This window comes from Prevotella sp. oral taxon 317 str. F0108, from assembly GCF_000162415.1.
GTDB lineage: Bacteria > Bacteroidota > Bacteroidia > Bacteroidales > Bacteroidaceae > Prevotella > Prevotella conceptionensis.
Genome location: NZ_GG740073.1, coordinates 616,509 through 632,844 on the forward strand (window position 1 = coordinate 616,509; position 16,336 = coordinate 632,844).

Consider the following 16,336-nt stretch of genomic DNA (forward strand, 5'->3'; position numbering starts at 1 on the left):
ACTTATTACTTACTACTCATTACTTACTCCTTTTCTTCTCACTCATACTTAATCACTTGCAGCAAGTCGGCAATCTTCTCCAAGCCTTCCATTAATGGTTTCTTAACCATTCCTTTAATAAAGGGGTTCAGTTCGGCTTTGATGGTTAGTTTCATCTTGCTTGCGTTGTCGCCATTGGGTACAACTTGAATCCAGAGATTGAAAGCAACGGGCGATTCGGCCGTTTCAAACTTGATGCACTTAGGTGCCTCGCGTTCCACGATGCGCAGTTTAATCTGCCCAACGGGGTTAACGCTCATCGAGATAGAGTCGCTGTCGAAGGTCATCTGTTCTAGTTTGTCTTCGGGCAACTTGTCTTTTAAGCGTTCAATGTTAGAGAGGTCGCTCAACATGTTGAACACCGCCTCTTGTTTATAGGGTATTTGTCGGATACTACTTTCGAATGTAGACATGTGTAGGGTTTAAATAATGAATGAAAAGGACTAGCAACCAACTCACAACTGACCTGTTCGACCCCACAACTGGCCTCACCCCCAGCACAACTGGCCTCACCCCCAGCCCCTCTCCAAGGGGAGAGGGGAGTAATATGCAGTGCTATTACAATTCAACGGCACATGGGATTTCTCCATGCGCGAATGTTAGAGATAAAATTATGCAGTGTAGCGGCAACGCATTTCACTCCCCTCTCCCCTTGGAGAGGGGCTGGGGGTGAGGCCGGTTGTGGGGTTGTTGTGGGCTAGTTGTGGGGTGGTTGTTTGTTTATTTCTTAGGGTTCCACTCCGCAGGATTCAGTCGCCACTCGTTCAACAGCACCACATCTTCCTTGGCGATGTATCCCGTTTCAACGGCTTTTTGCACCACGTGTTCGTAATCGGTAAGTGTTACCAGCTTTACGTCGGCCGCTTTAAAAGCCTCTTCGGCAACGGCGAACCCGTAAGTGTAGGCCGCAACCATGCCCACAACTTCGCAACCAGCCTTTCGGATAGCCTCGACAGCCTTCAAGCTGCTACCTCCTGTGGAGATGAGATCCTCGATAACTACCACCTTCTGACCCGCTTTCAGGTCGCCTTCAATCAGGTTTTCCAGTCCGTGGTCTTTGGGTTTGCTCCTTACATACACAAAAGGCAGTTGCAGCGCATCGGCCACTAGCGCGCCCTGGGCGATAGCTCCCGTGGCAACACCAGCCACAGCTTCGGCTTGTGGAAAGTGTTCGAGCACGGCATGTGCCAGTTCAAGCTTGATGAAACTGCGCAGCTGGGGGAACGATAGCGTGCGGCGATTGTCGCAATAGAAAGGCGACTTCCAGCCCGATGCCCATGTAAAGGGGTCGTTGGGTTGCAACTTAATTGCGTTAACCTGAAGCAGGCGTGCTGCAAAATCTTTCTTGATGTTGTCCATATCCTTGTGTGGGTTTATTGGTTTGGGGGTTAAGCCCGTCGTGTCCGCTTTCTATGTGTGCGGCATAGGGGTTGTCGTCCCACCATATACTATATATAATAATGTGCAAAGTTACGCTATTTATCCTACTGGGCAAAATTTATATGGCGCGTTCTGATGGCAGATGGTGGCTGAGTAAGTGGCGATGGAGATAGTTTAACGTCTTTTTTAATGGCGTAGCGAAACATTTTTTTACATTCTTTTCGGTGTTGAATGGTTCGTTTTTCATATCTTTGTAACCATCTACGAATACCTAAACCCCCGATGGTGCTTATGTTAAGAATGCCAACGACAGGCCGCTTTCGAGCCAAATGGTTAGCGATAAGGCTGATTTTCGCACTGCTGATGCTGTGCGGAACGGCGGCCGTGCGTGCCCAAAACATTGTTGAAGGCACGGTGTTAACAGATTCGCTCAGTCCTAACGCCCGCTGTACCGTAACCCTTTACGATAAAGACGATAAGCAATGGCAAGCTTTGGCGTGCGACGAAAAGGGGAAATTCCGCGTGGAAAACGTGCCGAACGGCCCCTTTCGCGTGGAGGCGAAGGCCATTGGGCATGTGGCGCAGAGCAAGAAAGTGTTTCTCTTTGGAAACACAAAGATGCAGGTCGACTTCACGTTGAAATCGGAGGCCATCAACTTAAAAGAGGTAGAGGTGAAGTCGAGCCCCATGATTGTGAACGGCGATACCACCACTTACATCGTGTCGAGGTTTACAACGGGGCGCGAAAAGGTGCTGAAAGACGTGGTGAACAATCTTCCCGGCGTGCGATACGACGAGAAAGACAACTCGTTAACCGTGAACGGCAAGCGCGTGAGCAAGGTGTTGGTGCAGGGCGAAGACCTATATCAAGGCAATGTGTCTACGCCGATGGAGAACCTTCCCGCCTCGGGTGTAGATAACTTGAAGGTTATCGACAACTATTCGGAGTACAATGTGTTCTCTGGTTTTAAGAGTAGTAACCAAACGGTGGTTGACCTCTCGATGAATAAGAGCATGCACGGACGACTGAAAGGACAGGCCGAGGCGCAGGGTGGACTGCTAAATAAGGCCATGGCGAAGGGTTCGGCCATGCTGTTGGGTAAGCGAATGATGGGCAATATCATCGCAGGAGGCAACAATACAGGCGAACAACTGATGAAACCTGCCGACATAGTGAACATCAGTGGAGGGTATAGCGAATTGCTTTCGGGCGATGATCCGATGGCTAGCATGCGTAAGACGTTTGCCGATTATGCCATGATGCTGGACTATCGCGAGAACGCTTACCGCCGCAACAATGGGTTGGTGTCGCTTAATACGGTGTCGACACCTGGCAAAAACATGAAGATTTTGTGGAACGGAATGGTGGGAGCCGACCGTTATCGCATGAAAAGTACCGACCATTACGCCTATCATGGCGGACTGGCGTACACTGATTCTACACTCGAACTGCAAGATAAACGCCACTTCTTGTCTAATATCAAGTTCAAATTGGCCAACCAAAAGAACATGGAACTGACGTTAACCAACCGCAGTTACTTTGGAACAACCGAAGGAAATACCGACCGGCAGCTGCAAAGCGTTGGCCTTAACGAACAGACGAAAGGGCGATTGGCCACGATAAACAACGCTTTGGTGTGGCTTTATCGGCATGGCAAGAACGTGTTTAGCTACAAGGCCGACCTCAATTTCTTGTTCAGTAACAACCGTTACGACTTTTCTTCGCAACCAACGCCGCTTTTTAAGTCGCCCGCTTTGCATTCGGAAATGAACATACGCAGGCTTGAATTTACGGGTTCGGCACAGTATGTACGTAGGTTTGCCGATGCCTACTTCTTGCGAATTGCCTTGCGCCACGGCCTAGAAACCTTCTCTACCACCATAAAAGGCGACAGCGCGGGCATGGATAACCCTGCTTTGAAGATGCCTTATCGCTTTTACGACAACGGCGCAGAGTTGAGTTTGAATAAAGATCAGGGTAAGTTTAGGTTCGGCATTGGCGGCATATTCCATCATTTCAGCCTGCATTCGTCGCGCCCCTTGTCATTCGGTGTCTCGCCAAAGATGGCCGTTTCGCCGTTGTTCAACATCAGTTATCGTGTTAGTATGATGCATTACCTTGAACTTCGACTTAAAAGCACGTACCAATTGATGGGTGCTGGCGCGATGTTCGATGGCCCTTACATTGCCGATTTCAGGAGTGTGAGTTATGCGCAGATAGAAAATGCGCTCGCACATACCACCGAACTCACGGCGATGCAGGTGTATGGCAACCTATTTAAGGGCATAACCCTCTTTAATATGGTGTCGCTAAGCTACAACCACAACGCCTTGGCCTACGATTACAGCATGGCCGATGGGTTGGTTTCGCATGTCGTCAGTCGCAATGCATCGGGTGGTAAGGGGCTTAGTCTGGTCTCGATGATAGAGAAAAAGCTGGTATCAACACCGCTTAATTTCCGTCTTTTCGGTGGATTGAGCCTTGCCCGTTCCCCATTCTTTTATCAGGGCGTGGCTCAAACGTCGGATAGTCGGTCGTTCAACGTCAACCTTAACGTCAAAACCTACTTCAAACGTGGGTTCAATGGCGAATTGTTCGCTGCCGCAGCATGGGCAAACGATAAGAGCAAGCTGCTGCGTTCGCACCAAAACGATTATCGTTTGGAGGGCGAATTGGGCTATATCGCCAACAAATGGCAAGCATCGGTGAGGCTGGGACAGCGTTGGCGCAAGGTAACTGGCAGCGGAACAGACTATACGGCCTTGCGTTTCGGCATGGAATACGACCTTAACAAGCACATTCGCTTAAAGGCATCGGCGCAAGACATGCTCAATCTGAGGGAACGACTGATGCAAGAACGCGTGGTGGATAACTACTACGTTAGCACCCGAAACATCCATTACATGCCCGGAAACGTGATGATTGGGGCAATGGTTACCTTCTAAGTAGTACCCCAAACGGTAGATTTACATAACACTTAAACATATAAAACGTATGAGAAGAATCCTATTATCTCTCGCCGCAATGCTGTTTGCGGCCATACCTATCGCAGTTAACGCCCAACAACTAACCGTTGAATACGAAACGCGCGTTAATGCAAATTCGCCCGATGCAATGAAAGAATCGGGTCTGCCCGACGAGATGCGCAAAGCGTTGATTAGTGCGGTGGCCGATGTTAAGGCTTACTACATCATGTGTATAGACGGCGGACAGGTTGAAGGTCGCGCGCAAGCGGCGAAAGAAAAGCAAATGATAAACTTCATGGGACAAACCATTGATGCCAACGAGTTTGTGAAAAATCAGCTCGAAAACATCATATACTACAACAAAGACACCAAAAGGCAGGTGTCGAAAGTGGTGGTTATGGGTAAGCATTATTTGCTGGTAGACCCCTTGAAACCCGATACCTTCGACGTAAAACCCAATGAAAAGAAAGACATCTTGGGCTACGAGTGCATGAAGGCGGTAAGCAAAGACGGCAAGCAAACCATTTGGTTTACCAAGCATATCCCCGTAGATGCTGGGCCTTTGTACACGGATGTGGGCGGATTGATACTCGAAGCCGAACTGAAAGACCAAATCTTTGTGGCCAAGAAAATCTCGATGAGCGTAGACCATGCCTTGAAAGAACCCACGGGAGGCGAAGAAATGACCGAAAAGGCCTTTAAGGAGAAGATGCAAAAGTACGTGGAAATGATGCGTAGGGGCCAGTAAAGACCAAACAATAGCCAGGCAATGCAGGCGCAAAGCCTGGCCTTTGATGCCTTTCTTATCAAAGAAGGGCCGGCTTTTCATGCCCGTATTGCACGCTTAGTTCTCCTTGATTAACAAGTTCTTCTAATGATACTTGCTGTCCTTAGCCTGCTTAAAACCCAAAAAAAATCACTACCTTTGCATCTGCTTACAGAAAAAATCGAAATAGAACAGCATGAATATTGAAAGCGAGATAATAGCAACCGTGGTGCAAGCGGTGAAAGAATGTTTTGGTCAAGACGTGCCAACAACGATGGTTCAGTTGCAAAAGACAAAGGCCGAGTTTGAGGGAAACCTCACACTCGTGGTGTTCCCTTTCCTTAAATTGTCGAGGCTGAAACCCGAAGACACCGCCCAACAACTGGGCGATTATCTGGCTAAGCACTGCAAAGTGGTGCAAAGTTTCAACGTGGTGAAGGGTTTTCTAAATCTCACTATTGCTCCCGCAGCTTGGATTAGCTTGCTCAACCGCATCGATAGCGAACCTCGTTTCGGCGAAAAGGCCGTTAACGAGCAGTCGCCACTCGTGATGGTGGAGTATTCTTCGCCCAATACCAACAAGCCTTTGCACCTCGGACATGTGCGAAACAACCTCCTCGGATGGTCGTTGGCCCAGATTATGGAGGCCAACGGCAACCGCGTTGTGAAGACAAACATCGTTAACGACCGCGGAATACACATCTGTAAGTCGATGTTGGCGTGGAAGAAGTGGGGCAATGGCGCTACTCCCGAAAGCACGGGGAAGAAAGGCGACCACCTTATTGGCGACTATTACGTGGCCTTCGACCAGCACTATCGCGCCGAATTGGCAGAACTTACGGCCAAATTTAGGGCCGAAGGCATGGCCGCCGAAGAGGCAGAGAAACGCGCTAAGGAAGACTCGCCGCTGATGAAAGAGGCGCACGACATGCTTGTGCGCTGGGAACAGGGCGACGAAGAGGTGCGCGCGTTGTGGAAGAAGATGAACGATTGGGTGTATCAAGGCTTCGACGAGACCTACAAAGCGATGGGCGTTGGTTTCGACAAGATATATTATGAATCGGAAACCTACCTCGAAGGCAAGGCCAAAGTGGAAGAAGGATTGGCCAAAGAGCTGTTCTTCCGCAAACCCGATGGCAGTGTTTGGGCCGACCTAAGCGATGAAGGACTCGACCAAAAACTGTTGCTCAGAGCCGACGGCACAAGTGTCTACATGACCCAAGACATCGGAACGGCCGCCCTCCGCTTTAAGGATTACCCCATCGACAAGATGATTTACGTGGTGGGAAACGAGCAAAACTACCATTTCCAAGTGCTTTCTATCCTGCTCGACAGACTTGGATTTAAGTGGGGAAAAGAGTTGGTTCACTTCTCTTACGGTATGGTTGAACTGCCAAATGGCAAGATGAAAAGCCGCGAAGGTACGGTGGTAGACGCCGACGAGCTGATGGAAGAGATGGTTTCTGCCGCTCGCCGCACCAGCGAAGAGTTGGGAAAGTTTGCCGATATGACCGAAAACGAGCGCAACGAGATTGCTCGCATCGTGGGCATGGGTGCGCTAAAATACTTTATCCTTAAAGTTGATGCGCGCAAAAACATGCTCTTCAATCCCGAAGAAAGCATCGACTTCAACGGCAATACGGGCCCATTCATACAATATACATACGCCCGCATACGCAGCATTATGCGTAAAGCCGAGGCCGAAGGCATTGTCCTGCCCAGCGTTTTGCCCGATACGCTGCCCCTAAACGAGAAAGAAGTGCAGCTTATCCAAAAGCTCAACAGCTTTGAAACGGTGGTAGAACAAGCTGGAAAGGATTACAGTCCCAGTGGCATAGCCAACTATTGCTACGAGTTGACCAAAGACTTTAACCAGTTCTACCACGATTACAGCATCCTCAACGCCGAGAGCGCCGAGGCCAAAACATTGCGTTTGGCATTGGCAAAGAACGTGGCCAAGACCATTAAGAACGGCATGCAGCTGCTGGGCATCGAGGTTCCAGAGAGAATGTAAGTCATGGCATCGCAACTCGTTAACCCGCCCTCGCACCGCACCGACACCGTGTTGCCGCTGCCCGCAGAGGTAAAAGCCAACGCGTGGGCGGTGGATGCCGCTTGTTCGGGCAATCCGGGACCGATGGAATATCAAGGCGTCGACCTACAAACGGGTTATCCCGTGTTCCACTTTGGCCCAGTACACGGCACCAATAACATCGGCGAATTTCTCGGCATTGTTCATGCTTTGGCCTTAATGCAGCAGCAGGGCATAACCGATAAGGTGATATATTCCGACAGTTATAATGCCATACTGTGGGTACGAAAAAAGAAATGCAAAACCAAATTGGAGCGCAACGCCAAAACCGAACCGCTTTTTCAAGTGATAGAAAGGGCCGAACGCTGGCTGCAAAGTCATGAGATTAATACACAAGTAATTAAATGGGAAACCTCAAAATGGGGGGAAATACCTGCCGATTTCGGGCGAAAGTGAAAACTTTCGCCCTTTTTTTGTTAATTGTTAGCTTTTTTCTTGGTGGTATGTTCTTTTCTTTTTACTTTTGCGGAGTAAAAAATAATTAAGAACTTAAATGCTTTGGAAATGAAAAAGACTTTTATCGCATTGTCATTACTTGCCATGCCTACCATGATGTGGGCACAAGGCGATAACGAGATTAACATCGACGCGCAGGTACGTGCGCGCGCTGAATATCGCAACGGTTATATGCAGTTACGCCCCAAAAGCGCACAACCGGCATCGTTCATCGAAGAGCGTGCTAGGCTCGGAGTGGGTTTCGAACGTGGCGACGGGCTTAGTGCCAAGCTTTCTGTTCAACAGATTGGCGTTTGGGGACAGTACCGTCAGATTGAAACAGATGGAAGTATCATGATGAACGAGGCCTGGGGACAGTACAAGTTCGGTGATGGTTTCTTCGCTAAATTGGGTCGTCAGATACTCTCTTACGATGATGAGCGCATCTTCGGTGCACTCGATTGGAACGTAGCCGGCAGAAGTCACGATGCTTTAAAGCTGGGTTACGAGAACGATATGCACAAGCTACACCTTATCTTGGCATACAACCAAAGTGGAGAGAACTTGCTTGGGACAAAGTTTGCACCTGGCCAACCCTACAAACACATGCAGACCTTCTGGTACCACTATGGGAACGAGGACAACCCATTCGGCATTTCTGCCTTGCTTTCTAACTTAGGTTGGGAGTATGGACCCGGAGCTGAGGGTGATACGAAGTACATGCAAACCCTCGGCACCTACGTTACTTATCGCCCCGAAAAGCTCGACTTGCAGGCTTCTGCTTACTATCAAATGGGTAAACGTCCAACAGGCGACACGAAAGTTTCTGCTTGGATGGCTAGCGTTAACGCAGGTTTCATGCCCAACGAGCAATGGAAGTTTAACTTGGGCTATGATTATCTGAGTGGTGAAGACGGGAAGGGAGACACTTATAGTGCATTCGATCCCCTTTATGGAACGCATCATAAGTTCTATGGAGCAATGGACTACTTCTATGTAAGAGAGCATCGTAGCCTTGGCTTGCAAGACATTCAGCTGGGTGTTACCTTTACGCCTACTGAAAAGCTTGCATTGAAAGCTAACGGACACTATTTCATGGATGCAGTGAAGACGGACGGCAAGGACCAAGGCCTTGGTGGAGAAGTTGACCTGCAACTCGACTATGAGATAACGCAAGATGTGAAACTGACAGTTGGTTATTCCACCATGTTGCCAACTAAGACTATGGATGGAGCCGATGCAGAAAACTACAAGCGTTGGCAAGACTGGGCATTTGTTTCACTCAACATCAACCCCCGTATCCTATCGTTTAAGTGGTAACAGTTGTTATTTAGCGTGTAGCAACCCAGTCTGCGGTGTGCCTTAATGGTGCGTTGTAAGGCATGGTGCTGCAAATAAACGCAGATAACTACATCGCGATAATATTTTATTAAACGCCACCATCATATCTTTTGTTGGTTTACTGCTAGTAGGTAAGCGAGCAAAAGATATGGTAGTGGCGCTTTGTTGTTTTATGGGTTGGTGCTATAGTGAAAACGGGTTAGTCGTAAAACCCAGTTGCAACTTCCCTCCTTCTCATGCACATAATGGAATTGCTTTTGGAAAATTGGTGTTAGAAGAATACAAGACGTGCGCATTAGGAAAAATGCAAGACGTGCGTAACATGGCATCAATAAACCCTTACGCAGAGGAAAAGGAGCACTTTTTGTTGGTTTACGATGCGCTTATGGCTTTGCCAACTCAATTCTGTTGACTATAACATCAATACAAGCTCCCAAGCTAATGTCAAAAGAAAAGTTTCAGTGTGTTGTTTAAGCCCAATCGTTCGTTTAGATGTTTCTGAAAACAATGTGGTGCGAAACGGCACGATAAAAAGACAGGCATTGTGTCGTAATCTGTCTGCCATCTTTGTGATGTCAACCTAAGTAGCCAACTCCTCTCGTGTGCGGAGTATAGAACAGAACAATCCTCTGGCTTATGAACACACGAAAACCCAACTCTCGAATACATCAACGCGCCAACTTACAAACTCAAGAACTCATCAACTTGTAAACTCAAGAACTCTTCAGCTTATAAAATCAAGACCCCATAAACTTACAAACTCATCAACTTACAAAAAATAACAGCCCATAAACTTATAAAACTCTTCAACTAGCAAGCTCATAATCTCACCAACTCGGAAACTTAAATCCTTATTATTTATTTTACAATACCGCTCTAAATTTCACTCCGTTCTAGCGCAAATTTAGGCTAAAAAGTAGGTAAATGGCCACAAATAATGGCCTTTCACGTCTTCCGATATGTCCGTTTTAAAGAAAAAGACCTGCATTTTGCACCATTTTGCCTTTCTAGATTGGTTGCCAACCCATGATTTTTGCAGTCCAAAAACCTACTTTTAGGCCTCAAAAACCCACTTTTTAACGAACATTTTGCCCTTTTTAGCCTGGTATTTCATGGTTCTTAAAGGTTTTGTTTATACAATTGCAGCGTATTTTTATGCTTTTCGCCTTGCGTTTAGCACCATTTTGCACTGCGTTTTGCACCATTTTACCTTGCGTTTTGCACCAAAACGCACTGCATTTAGCACCAAAACGCAATGCGTTTTGCACCATATTGCACTGCGTTTAGCGGCATATTGCACTATATTGTGCCGAAAACAGCTAGAAAAATGGTGCAAATGGCGTTCTCTTGGAATAAATATCCATTTTACATCATTCATAGACTAACGCCTTTTTGCATCAAACCAACCTTCGCGAGAATCGATTTTTTGCGACAAGGTAGACGGTTGGTGAGCAAAAAGGGCTCTTATAATGTTAAATTTCTTACTGAAAAGTTGACAGGGTTTCGGGTTGACCGGTTGACCAGTTGACAAGTTAGTCAGTTGACAGGTTAACCGGTTGACCTGTTGACGAGATGACAAGTTGACAAGTTGATGAGTTAACGAGTTGATGAGTTGATGAGATGGTAAGTTGACGAGATGTGGAGCGTGTTGGTTCGGGAATTTATGAGCTGGGGAGTTGGGGGAGTTTGTGGGTTCACTAGTCTGTTAGTTGACAAGAGTTGTCGTCCACTCCGTACAAGGCGTTTAGCTTAACGCTTTATAGTCAGGCAGAATTGCTTTTGGAAAATAGTTGTTGGAAGGCTGCAAGACGTGCGTATCGTGGCATCAACAAGCCCTTACGCAGAGGAAAAGGAACACTTTTGTTTGCTTGCGATGCACCTATGGCTTTCCAAAGGCAATGCTGTTTTAACTATAGCCCAAATCGGTTCGTTAGGAAAATTCGCTTTCGTTTTACCTAAAGGAACGTCGAGAACGCGCAAATAGTTAGCTAGCCTTACGCATTTCATGCCACAGGAGAATATCTTTGTAACTGTTTGCTTGTGCAAATCTCTAATGAACCGATTGGGGTTTAACTCCGCCACTCCTCTTCAACAAATTTGTGAGTTCATTCCTTTTCAAGGCATAACCATGTTTTGTCGCAGACAAATAGGGCGGAACTTCGGGGGGGTATCGTGTCTTTGTACAATACTTTGTGCATGAATAATGAGTGTTTATCCTGGTTTTACTGCACAAAGATAATAAACTACGCTCAATTTATTGCTTTAATTTCTTTTCCTTTCGTATCTCAGCCAGATTGCTTTTGTTTGTACTTTCTTCCGCCCTTACGGCGAGAATAAAGTTTGTTATTGTGGCAAAAGCTTGCCGATAAATGGTTTTACCACGTCATGATATAAGGCCTTGCGGTAGATTTCTGCTGATAATCCGTTCCATTCCGTTTTCCACATGGGCGTAAAAATGATGATGTAGATGCAGTTATCAACGAGGAAGGTTGTGCCAAATGCAGGTCCGATATATTCTTTTAGCATGAACCACCCTGTATGAGAAAGGCTGATTTTCCACCCTTTGTCTGCTGATTTTACGGCAAGGATGGTCATCTGTTCCTGCTCGCCGCCGTTATTGTTCACCTCAATGTCCTTTATTATAATGGACAGTGGGTGGGTGAAGAGTTTGTTGTCTACCTTTTCCAATGATGAGGTAACTAAGTGTCTGTCCCCCTCGCAGCCTTTCGGAGGTCTGAAAGTCTTGCCCGTCCAATGCAGTTTGATATTGTCTTTGGCGGATATAACCTGATAGCGGGGTGTTTGTAGGCGCAAAATCGAGTCTGTTAGCATGCCGTCTTGGCCCAAATTTAGAGGTCGCGCAGTTTGCGCAAGGCATGGCGATAATGTGCAAGCAGAAAGCGCAGTGCACAAGGTTTGCCGTTTAAGACGTATGGTAAAGTTGTTTTTCATTCAGGGTAAAATTATGGATTTTAATCGTCGTCGAGTATGATTTCGCCATAATAGTCGGGCATTAAATAGTGTTCTGCGTGTTCTATGCCAGACGAATGGTCTTCGTGAAAGCTTTCCAGCTCACCAGCGTATTGCCTTAAACCTCACCGCATTATAAGCTAGCGTATTCACTAACAAACTCTTCTAGCACATTCCCATCGTATATCTCCTGCTTTATCAGTTGGAATTTAGGCGGAATGGCTACGGTCCTAGTACCATCGAATACCGTGAAAGGGGCCGTTTCGCGATGTATTTCGTCGCAACAATTGGCATCGATAAAGGCTTGATGCACAATGGCTCCGCCCTCAACGATGAGCGTTTGCACGTTGTCTTGGTACAGCTGTGCCAGCAATTGCGTGATGGGCTGATGCCGATGCAGCACCAAGCGGCGCGGGTTTTCGCCCCACCAATGGCGCGTATTTAGTGCGGGGTGTTCGCGCTCGTCGGTGGTTTTGCCCACCAAAATGGCGTCGCACTCTGCCCTTAGCTTATGCGACAGCATTTGGGTGAAGGGCGTAGAGATGGCCAGGGCGTGGAAATGGTCGTCGATAAAGCCGTTGGCCGTTTGCGCCCACTTCATGATTACGTACGGACGTTGCTCGCGTTGGAACACGATGAAACGGCGATTAAGTGCCAAACACGCTTTTTCGAGCACCCCCACAACCACCTCGATACCTGCTTGGCGCAGCTTTTCGATGCCTCGTCCCTGCACTTTGGAAAAGGGATCGACACATCCCACCACCACACGCGGCACGCCTTTGCGGATGATAAGGTCGGCACAGGGGGGCGTTTTGCCGTAATGCGAACAGGGTTCGAGACTTACATAAAGCGTGGAGTGGGGCAGAAAAGGTTCGTCTTCGGGCCTAATGGCGGCAAAAGCGTTCACCTCTGCATGGCCTTCGCCGCAGTGAATGTGATAGCCTTCGCCGATAATGCGGTCGTTATACACGATTACCGCCCCCACCATCGGATTGGGCTTAGCCCCCAGCAGTCCACAACGAGCCAGTTGTAAGCATCGGCGCATGTAGCGTTCGTCGGTGGTTTGGGTGGCGGTGGCGTGCGTTTGTGTCGTTGTCGGGCCCATGTTGTCGGGCGTCGACGGGGTGTTTTCGGCTTGCAGCAACCATTTTTCCGTGTCGTTCACATTGCTTTTATCCATTTTTTTCTTATTTTTGCAGCCATGACCTACCCCGAATTGTGGCGCCGTTTGTTGCCCCTTTACGATGAAGGCGAGGCCAAGGCCATTGTAAGGATGGTGCTTGACGTCGGCTTTGGATTGTCGTTGGCCGATGTTTACGCTGGCAAAGTTACACAATTATCGCAAGACGATGACCACAGACTGCGCAAAATGATGGATAAATTGGTGCAAGGCGTGCCCGTGCAGTATGTGTTGGGGCGTGCCGACTTTGCGGGGCGCACGTTCGATGTGGCGCAAGGGGTGCTTATCCCTCGACCAGAAACCGAGGAGTTGTGTGTTTGGATTGTGCAGACTTGCAGCAACTTGCCCGTCTGTGGCACGTCGCCCACGTTGTTAGATGTGGGTACGGGCAGTGGGTGTATCGCCACAACGTTGGCTCTCGACCTGCCCACGTGGCGCGTTTCGGCCATAGACATCTCGCAAACGGCACTCGACATCGCCGCACGTAACGCTCAAAAGCTGGGTGCGGAGGTGCGGTTCGCGCTGCAAGATGCCCTTTGCATGCCCCCCGATGCAGACCTTTGGGATGTGATTGTTAGCAATCCGCCCTACATCATGCAGCGCGAGGCTCAACAGATGCTGCCCAATGTGTTGCAAAACGAGCCGCATTCGGCACTTTTCGTGCCCAACGAAAATCCGCTGTTGTTTTACGAAAGCATCGCCCGATACGCCTTGCACGCGCTGAAACGTGGCGGTAAGCTGTTTTTCGAGATTAATCCTTTGTGCCATGAGGCGATGCAAAGGATGTTGGCCTGCATGGGTTGGCAGAGGATTGAAACGCGTAACGATGCCTTTGGTAAGCAACGGATGATGTCGGCGATAAGGCAGGGGAGGAGTATGGAAGGAGTTAAGGAGTTAAGGAGTTAAGCCGTATGCCTTGTTGCAGAGGGGCAATCTTTAAAGGTGAAAAATTGAAAAGGTGAAAGGGTGAAAGGGTGAAAAGATGGCTGCGCCTTTTAACTTAAACACTCGTCAAATTGTCAACTCACCAACTAATCAACTTATAAACTCACCAACTCACCAACTCATCAACTAAATATCCAACGATGGAAGACAAACAAAAGCAGATAACAGAAGAACAGGCACGCACCCGTTTGGCCGCCCTTTGCGCTAAGGCGGAGCATTGCACGGGAGAAATGCGCGAGAAAATGTGGCGTTGGGGCATTGCCGAAGACGCGCAACAGCGTATCGTTGACTATCTTGTGACGAACAAGTATGTGGACGACGAGCGGTTTTGCCGTATGTTTGTGCGCGATAAGATTACCTATAATCGCTGGGGACGGCGCAAGGTGGAACAGGCCTTGATTGCTAAACGAATTTCGAGCGATGTGTATAAGCCGTTGTTAGACGAGGTGGAGCCCGAAGACTTTACGGCCGTTTTGCGCCCATTGCTAGACAGTAAGCGCCGCACTTTGAAAGCCGCTACCGACTACGAGCTGAACATGAAGCTGATAAAGTTTGCCTTAGGTCGTGGATTTGATATGGAAACCATTCGCAAATGCCTAACCGATGTCGATGAGTTTGCCGAAGATTAGTCTGTGGGAGCGCATCGTAAGCTTGCTGGCACCCCGCTCGTGCGCCGTGTGTGGCACGCGACTCGAACCGCAAGAAGACATCGTGTGCGCCTGTTGCAACCTTCATCTGCCTCGAACCAACTACGCCGTCGCCCCCTACGACAACGAGATGGCACAGCTGTTTTGGGGGCGTGTGCCCGTTGAACGCTGCGCCGCCCTGCTGCATTATCAGGCAGCCGCGCCTGCTAGTGCCTTGCTTTACAAGCTGAAATACGGCAATCGTCCCGACTTGGGCGTGGAACTGGGACGGCTGATGGGCAAAGAACTGCTGCCAACAGGCTTCTTCCAAGGCATCGACTTCATCGTGCCGGTGCCCTTGGCACGACAGCGGCTGCGGCAAAGAGGCTATAATCAGAGCGAAATGTTGGCGCAAGGCATCGCACAAGTAACGGGCTTAAAGGTGAGGCGCGGGCTTATTCGCCGTGTCGTGAACACCGAAACGCAAACCCACAAAGACCGTTGGGCGCGCACCGACAATGTTAATCAGGCCTTTAAACTAGTGGGACGAATGCCCGAAACGGGCTGCCACGTGCTTTTTGTGGATGATGTTGTTACCACGGGAGCCACCCTTTGCGCCTGTATGGAGTGCTTGAAGGGCGTTGCCAACGTAAGGATGAGCGTGCTGAGCGTGGGCGTTGCGCATACGCGGTGAGCGTGATTGGTGTACGAAAAGCCCCATCACGTGCCTTTACCGAAATCAAAATACCGAATAATAGGTATTGTGAAGTTTCGCGAAAACGCGTAACTTTGTCGGCGAAAAGTGTAAAAATATGATTGACATGAAAAGACATATAGGGCTACAAGCAAGTTGCCTTTACCACAAAGCGCACTGTCTGGAACATCAGACAGTGCGCTTTTTTTGTGAACATAATCAAACATTGTTCTCTTTTAACGTACCTTTAAACCCACTGTCGATATGCAAGTGAAGAAAGATGATGTGCAGGGCAGGATTGTTTCCGTGGCCCATGAGGAGTTTGTACGCAACGGAGTGAAGAGAACTTCCATGCGGACCATTGCCAAACTGTCGGGGGTGTCGTTGGGAAACATCTACAAGTACTTCGACAGTAAGGACAAGCTGTTGTGCGCCGTGCTGGCCCCATTGCTTAAAGCATTAGACGAGTATTTGCTGTTTCACAACAACAGCGAGCACTTGGTGATAGACGACTTGTCGGTAGAGCAGATGCAAACGCAGATGATGAACAGGCTTTTGGACCTGATAGGGCGGTTTAGAACCGAACTGAAACTGCTTTTCTGCAACGCCGAAGGCACCTCGTTGGAGGGCTATCGTGAGCGGCTTACCGCCCAACAGGCTCAATTGGGCATGGAGTATCTGCAAATGTTGAAGCAGAAATATCCCCGGTTGCATGTCGAGGTGTCGCCGTTCTTTATGCAAATTGTCTGTTCGATGTGGTCGAACGTTCTCTTTGAGATTGTGCGGCATGAAGGACTTACGGAGGCAGACATCACCAAATTCTTTGCCGAATACTTCGATTTCTCAACCGCAGGCTGGCGAAAACTGATGAAAGTGTAGGGCTCACAACCTCGTAAACTAA

13 protein-coding genes are annotated in these 16,336 nt (G+C 48.5%); 9 read left to right on the plus strand and 4 right to left on the minus strand.

Annotation, left to right across the window (positions count from 1 at the left end):
• Positions 1-38: 38 nt before the first annotated feature.
• Complete coding sequence (locus tag HMPREF0670_RS08995; protein ID WP_009230843.1) at positions 39-452, minus strand: SRPBCC family protein; 414 nt, start codon at positions 450-452, stop codon at positions 39-41.
• A gap of 307 nt (positions 453-759) precedes the next feature.
• A complete protein-coding gene (pyrE, locus tag HMPREF0670_RS09000) occupies positions 760-1,398 on the minus strand; it encodes an orotate phosphoribosyltransferase (protein ID WP_009230844.1) in 639 nt (212 codons plus the stop codon).
• Positions 1,399-1,710: 312 nt separating this feature from the next.
• Here pyrE and HMPREF0670_RS09005 point away from each other — a divergent pair, with 312 nt between their 5' ends.
• The 5 genes from HMPREF0670_RS09005 (at position 1,711) to HMPREF0670_RS09025 (ending at position 8,999) form a co-directional block, all read left to right on the plus strand.
• A complete protein-coding gene (locus tag HMPREF0670_RS09005) occupies positions 1,711-4,365 on the plus strand; it encodes a carboxypeptidase regulatory-like domain-containing protein (RefSeq protein ID WP_232213889.1) in 2,655 nt (884 codons plus the stop codon).
• A 49-nt stretch (positions 4,366-4,414) separates the two neighbouring features.
• Positions 4,415-5,134, plus strand: coding sequence for a GLPGLI family protein (locus HMPREF0670_RS09010; protein WP_009230848.1), 720 nt, complete (start codon positions 4,415-4,417; stop codon positions 5,132-5,134).
• 214 nt (positions 5,135-5,348) lie between these two features.
• Positions 5,349-7,166 carry an arginine--tRNA ligase gene (gene argS, locus HMPREF0670_RS09015; protein ID WP_009230849.1) on the plus strand — a complete coding sequence of 606 codons (1,818 nt, stop codon included), beginning with the start codon at positions 5,349-5,351 and terminating at the stop codon, positions 7,164-7,166.
• Positions 7,167-7,169: 3 nt separating this feature from the next.
• Complete coding sequence (locus HMPREF0670_RS09020) at positions 7,170-7,640, plus strand: RNase H family protein (RefSeq protein ID WP_009230850.1); 471 nt, start codon at positions 7,170-7,172, stop codon at positions 7,638-7,640.
• Positions 7,641-7,748: 108 nt separating this feature from the next.
• Positions 7,749-8,999: an alginate export family protein gene (locus tag HMPREF0670_RS09025; protein ID WP_044078018.1), complete on the plus strand. Its 1,251-nt coding sequence runs from the start codon at positions 7,749-7,751 to the stop codon at positions 8,997-8,999.
• A 2,364-nt stretch (positions 9,000-11,363) separates the two neighbouring features.
• Here the strand turns inward: HMPREF0670_RS09025 and HMPREF0670_RS09040 are convergent.
• Both HMPREF0670_RS09040 and ribD read right to left on the minus strand, forming a co-directional pair.
• A complete protein-coding gene (locus tag HMPREF0670_RS09040; protein ID WP_009230853.1) occupies positions 11,364-11,972 on the minus strand; it encodes a hypothetical protein in 609 nt (202 codons plus the stop codon).
• 151 nt (positions 11,973-12,123) lie between these two features.
• Complete coding sequence (ribD, locus tag HMPREF0670_RS09045) at positions 12,124-13,170, minus strand: bifunctional diaminohydroxyphosphoribosylaminopyrimidine deaminase/5-amino-6-(5-phosphoribosylamino)uracil reductase RibD (RefSeq protein WP_009230854.1); 1,047 nt, start codon at positions 13,168-13,170, stop codon at positions 12,124-12,126.
• A gap of 21 nt (positions 13,171-13,191) precedes the next feature.
• Between ribD and prmC the strand changes: the two genes are divergently transcribed.
• The 4 genes from prmC (at position 13,192) to HMPREF0670_RS09065 (ending at position 16,314) form a co-directional block, all read left to right on the plus strand.
• Positions 13,192-14,076 carry a peptide chain release factor N(5)-glutamine methyltransferase gene (gene prmC, locus HMPREF0670_RS09050; RefSeq protein WP_044078021.1) on the plus strand — a complete coding sequence of 295 codons (885 nt, stop codon included), beginning with the start codon at positions 13,192-13,194 and terminating at the stop codon, positions 14,074-14,076.
• Positions 14,077-14,255: 179 nt separating this feature from the next.
• Positions 14,256-14,744, plus strand: coding sequence for a regulatory protein RecX (locus tag HMPREF0670_RS09055; RefSeq protein ID WP_009230856.1), 489 nt, complete (start codon positions 14,256-14,258; stop codon positions 14,742-14,744).
• On the plus strand, positions 14,719-15,435 hold the full coding sequence (locus tag HMPREF0670_RS09060; RefSeq protein ID WP_044078022.1) for a ComF family protein: 717 nt from the start codon (positions 14,719-14,721) through the stop codon (positions 15,433-15,435). Before HMPREF0670_RS09055 ends, HMPREF0670_RS09060 begins: the two co-directional genes overlap by 26 nt.
• 264 nt (positions 15,436-15,699) lie before the next feature.
• Positions 15,700-16,314 carry a TetR/AcrR family transcriptional regulator gene (locus tag HMPREF0670_RS09065; protein ID WP_009230858.1) on the plus strand — a complete coding sequence of 205 codons (615 nt, stop codon included), beginning with the start codon at positions 15,700-15,702 and terminating at the stop codon, positions 16,312-16,314.
• Positions 16,315-16,336 lie beyond the last annotated feature (22 nt).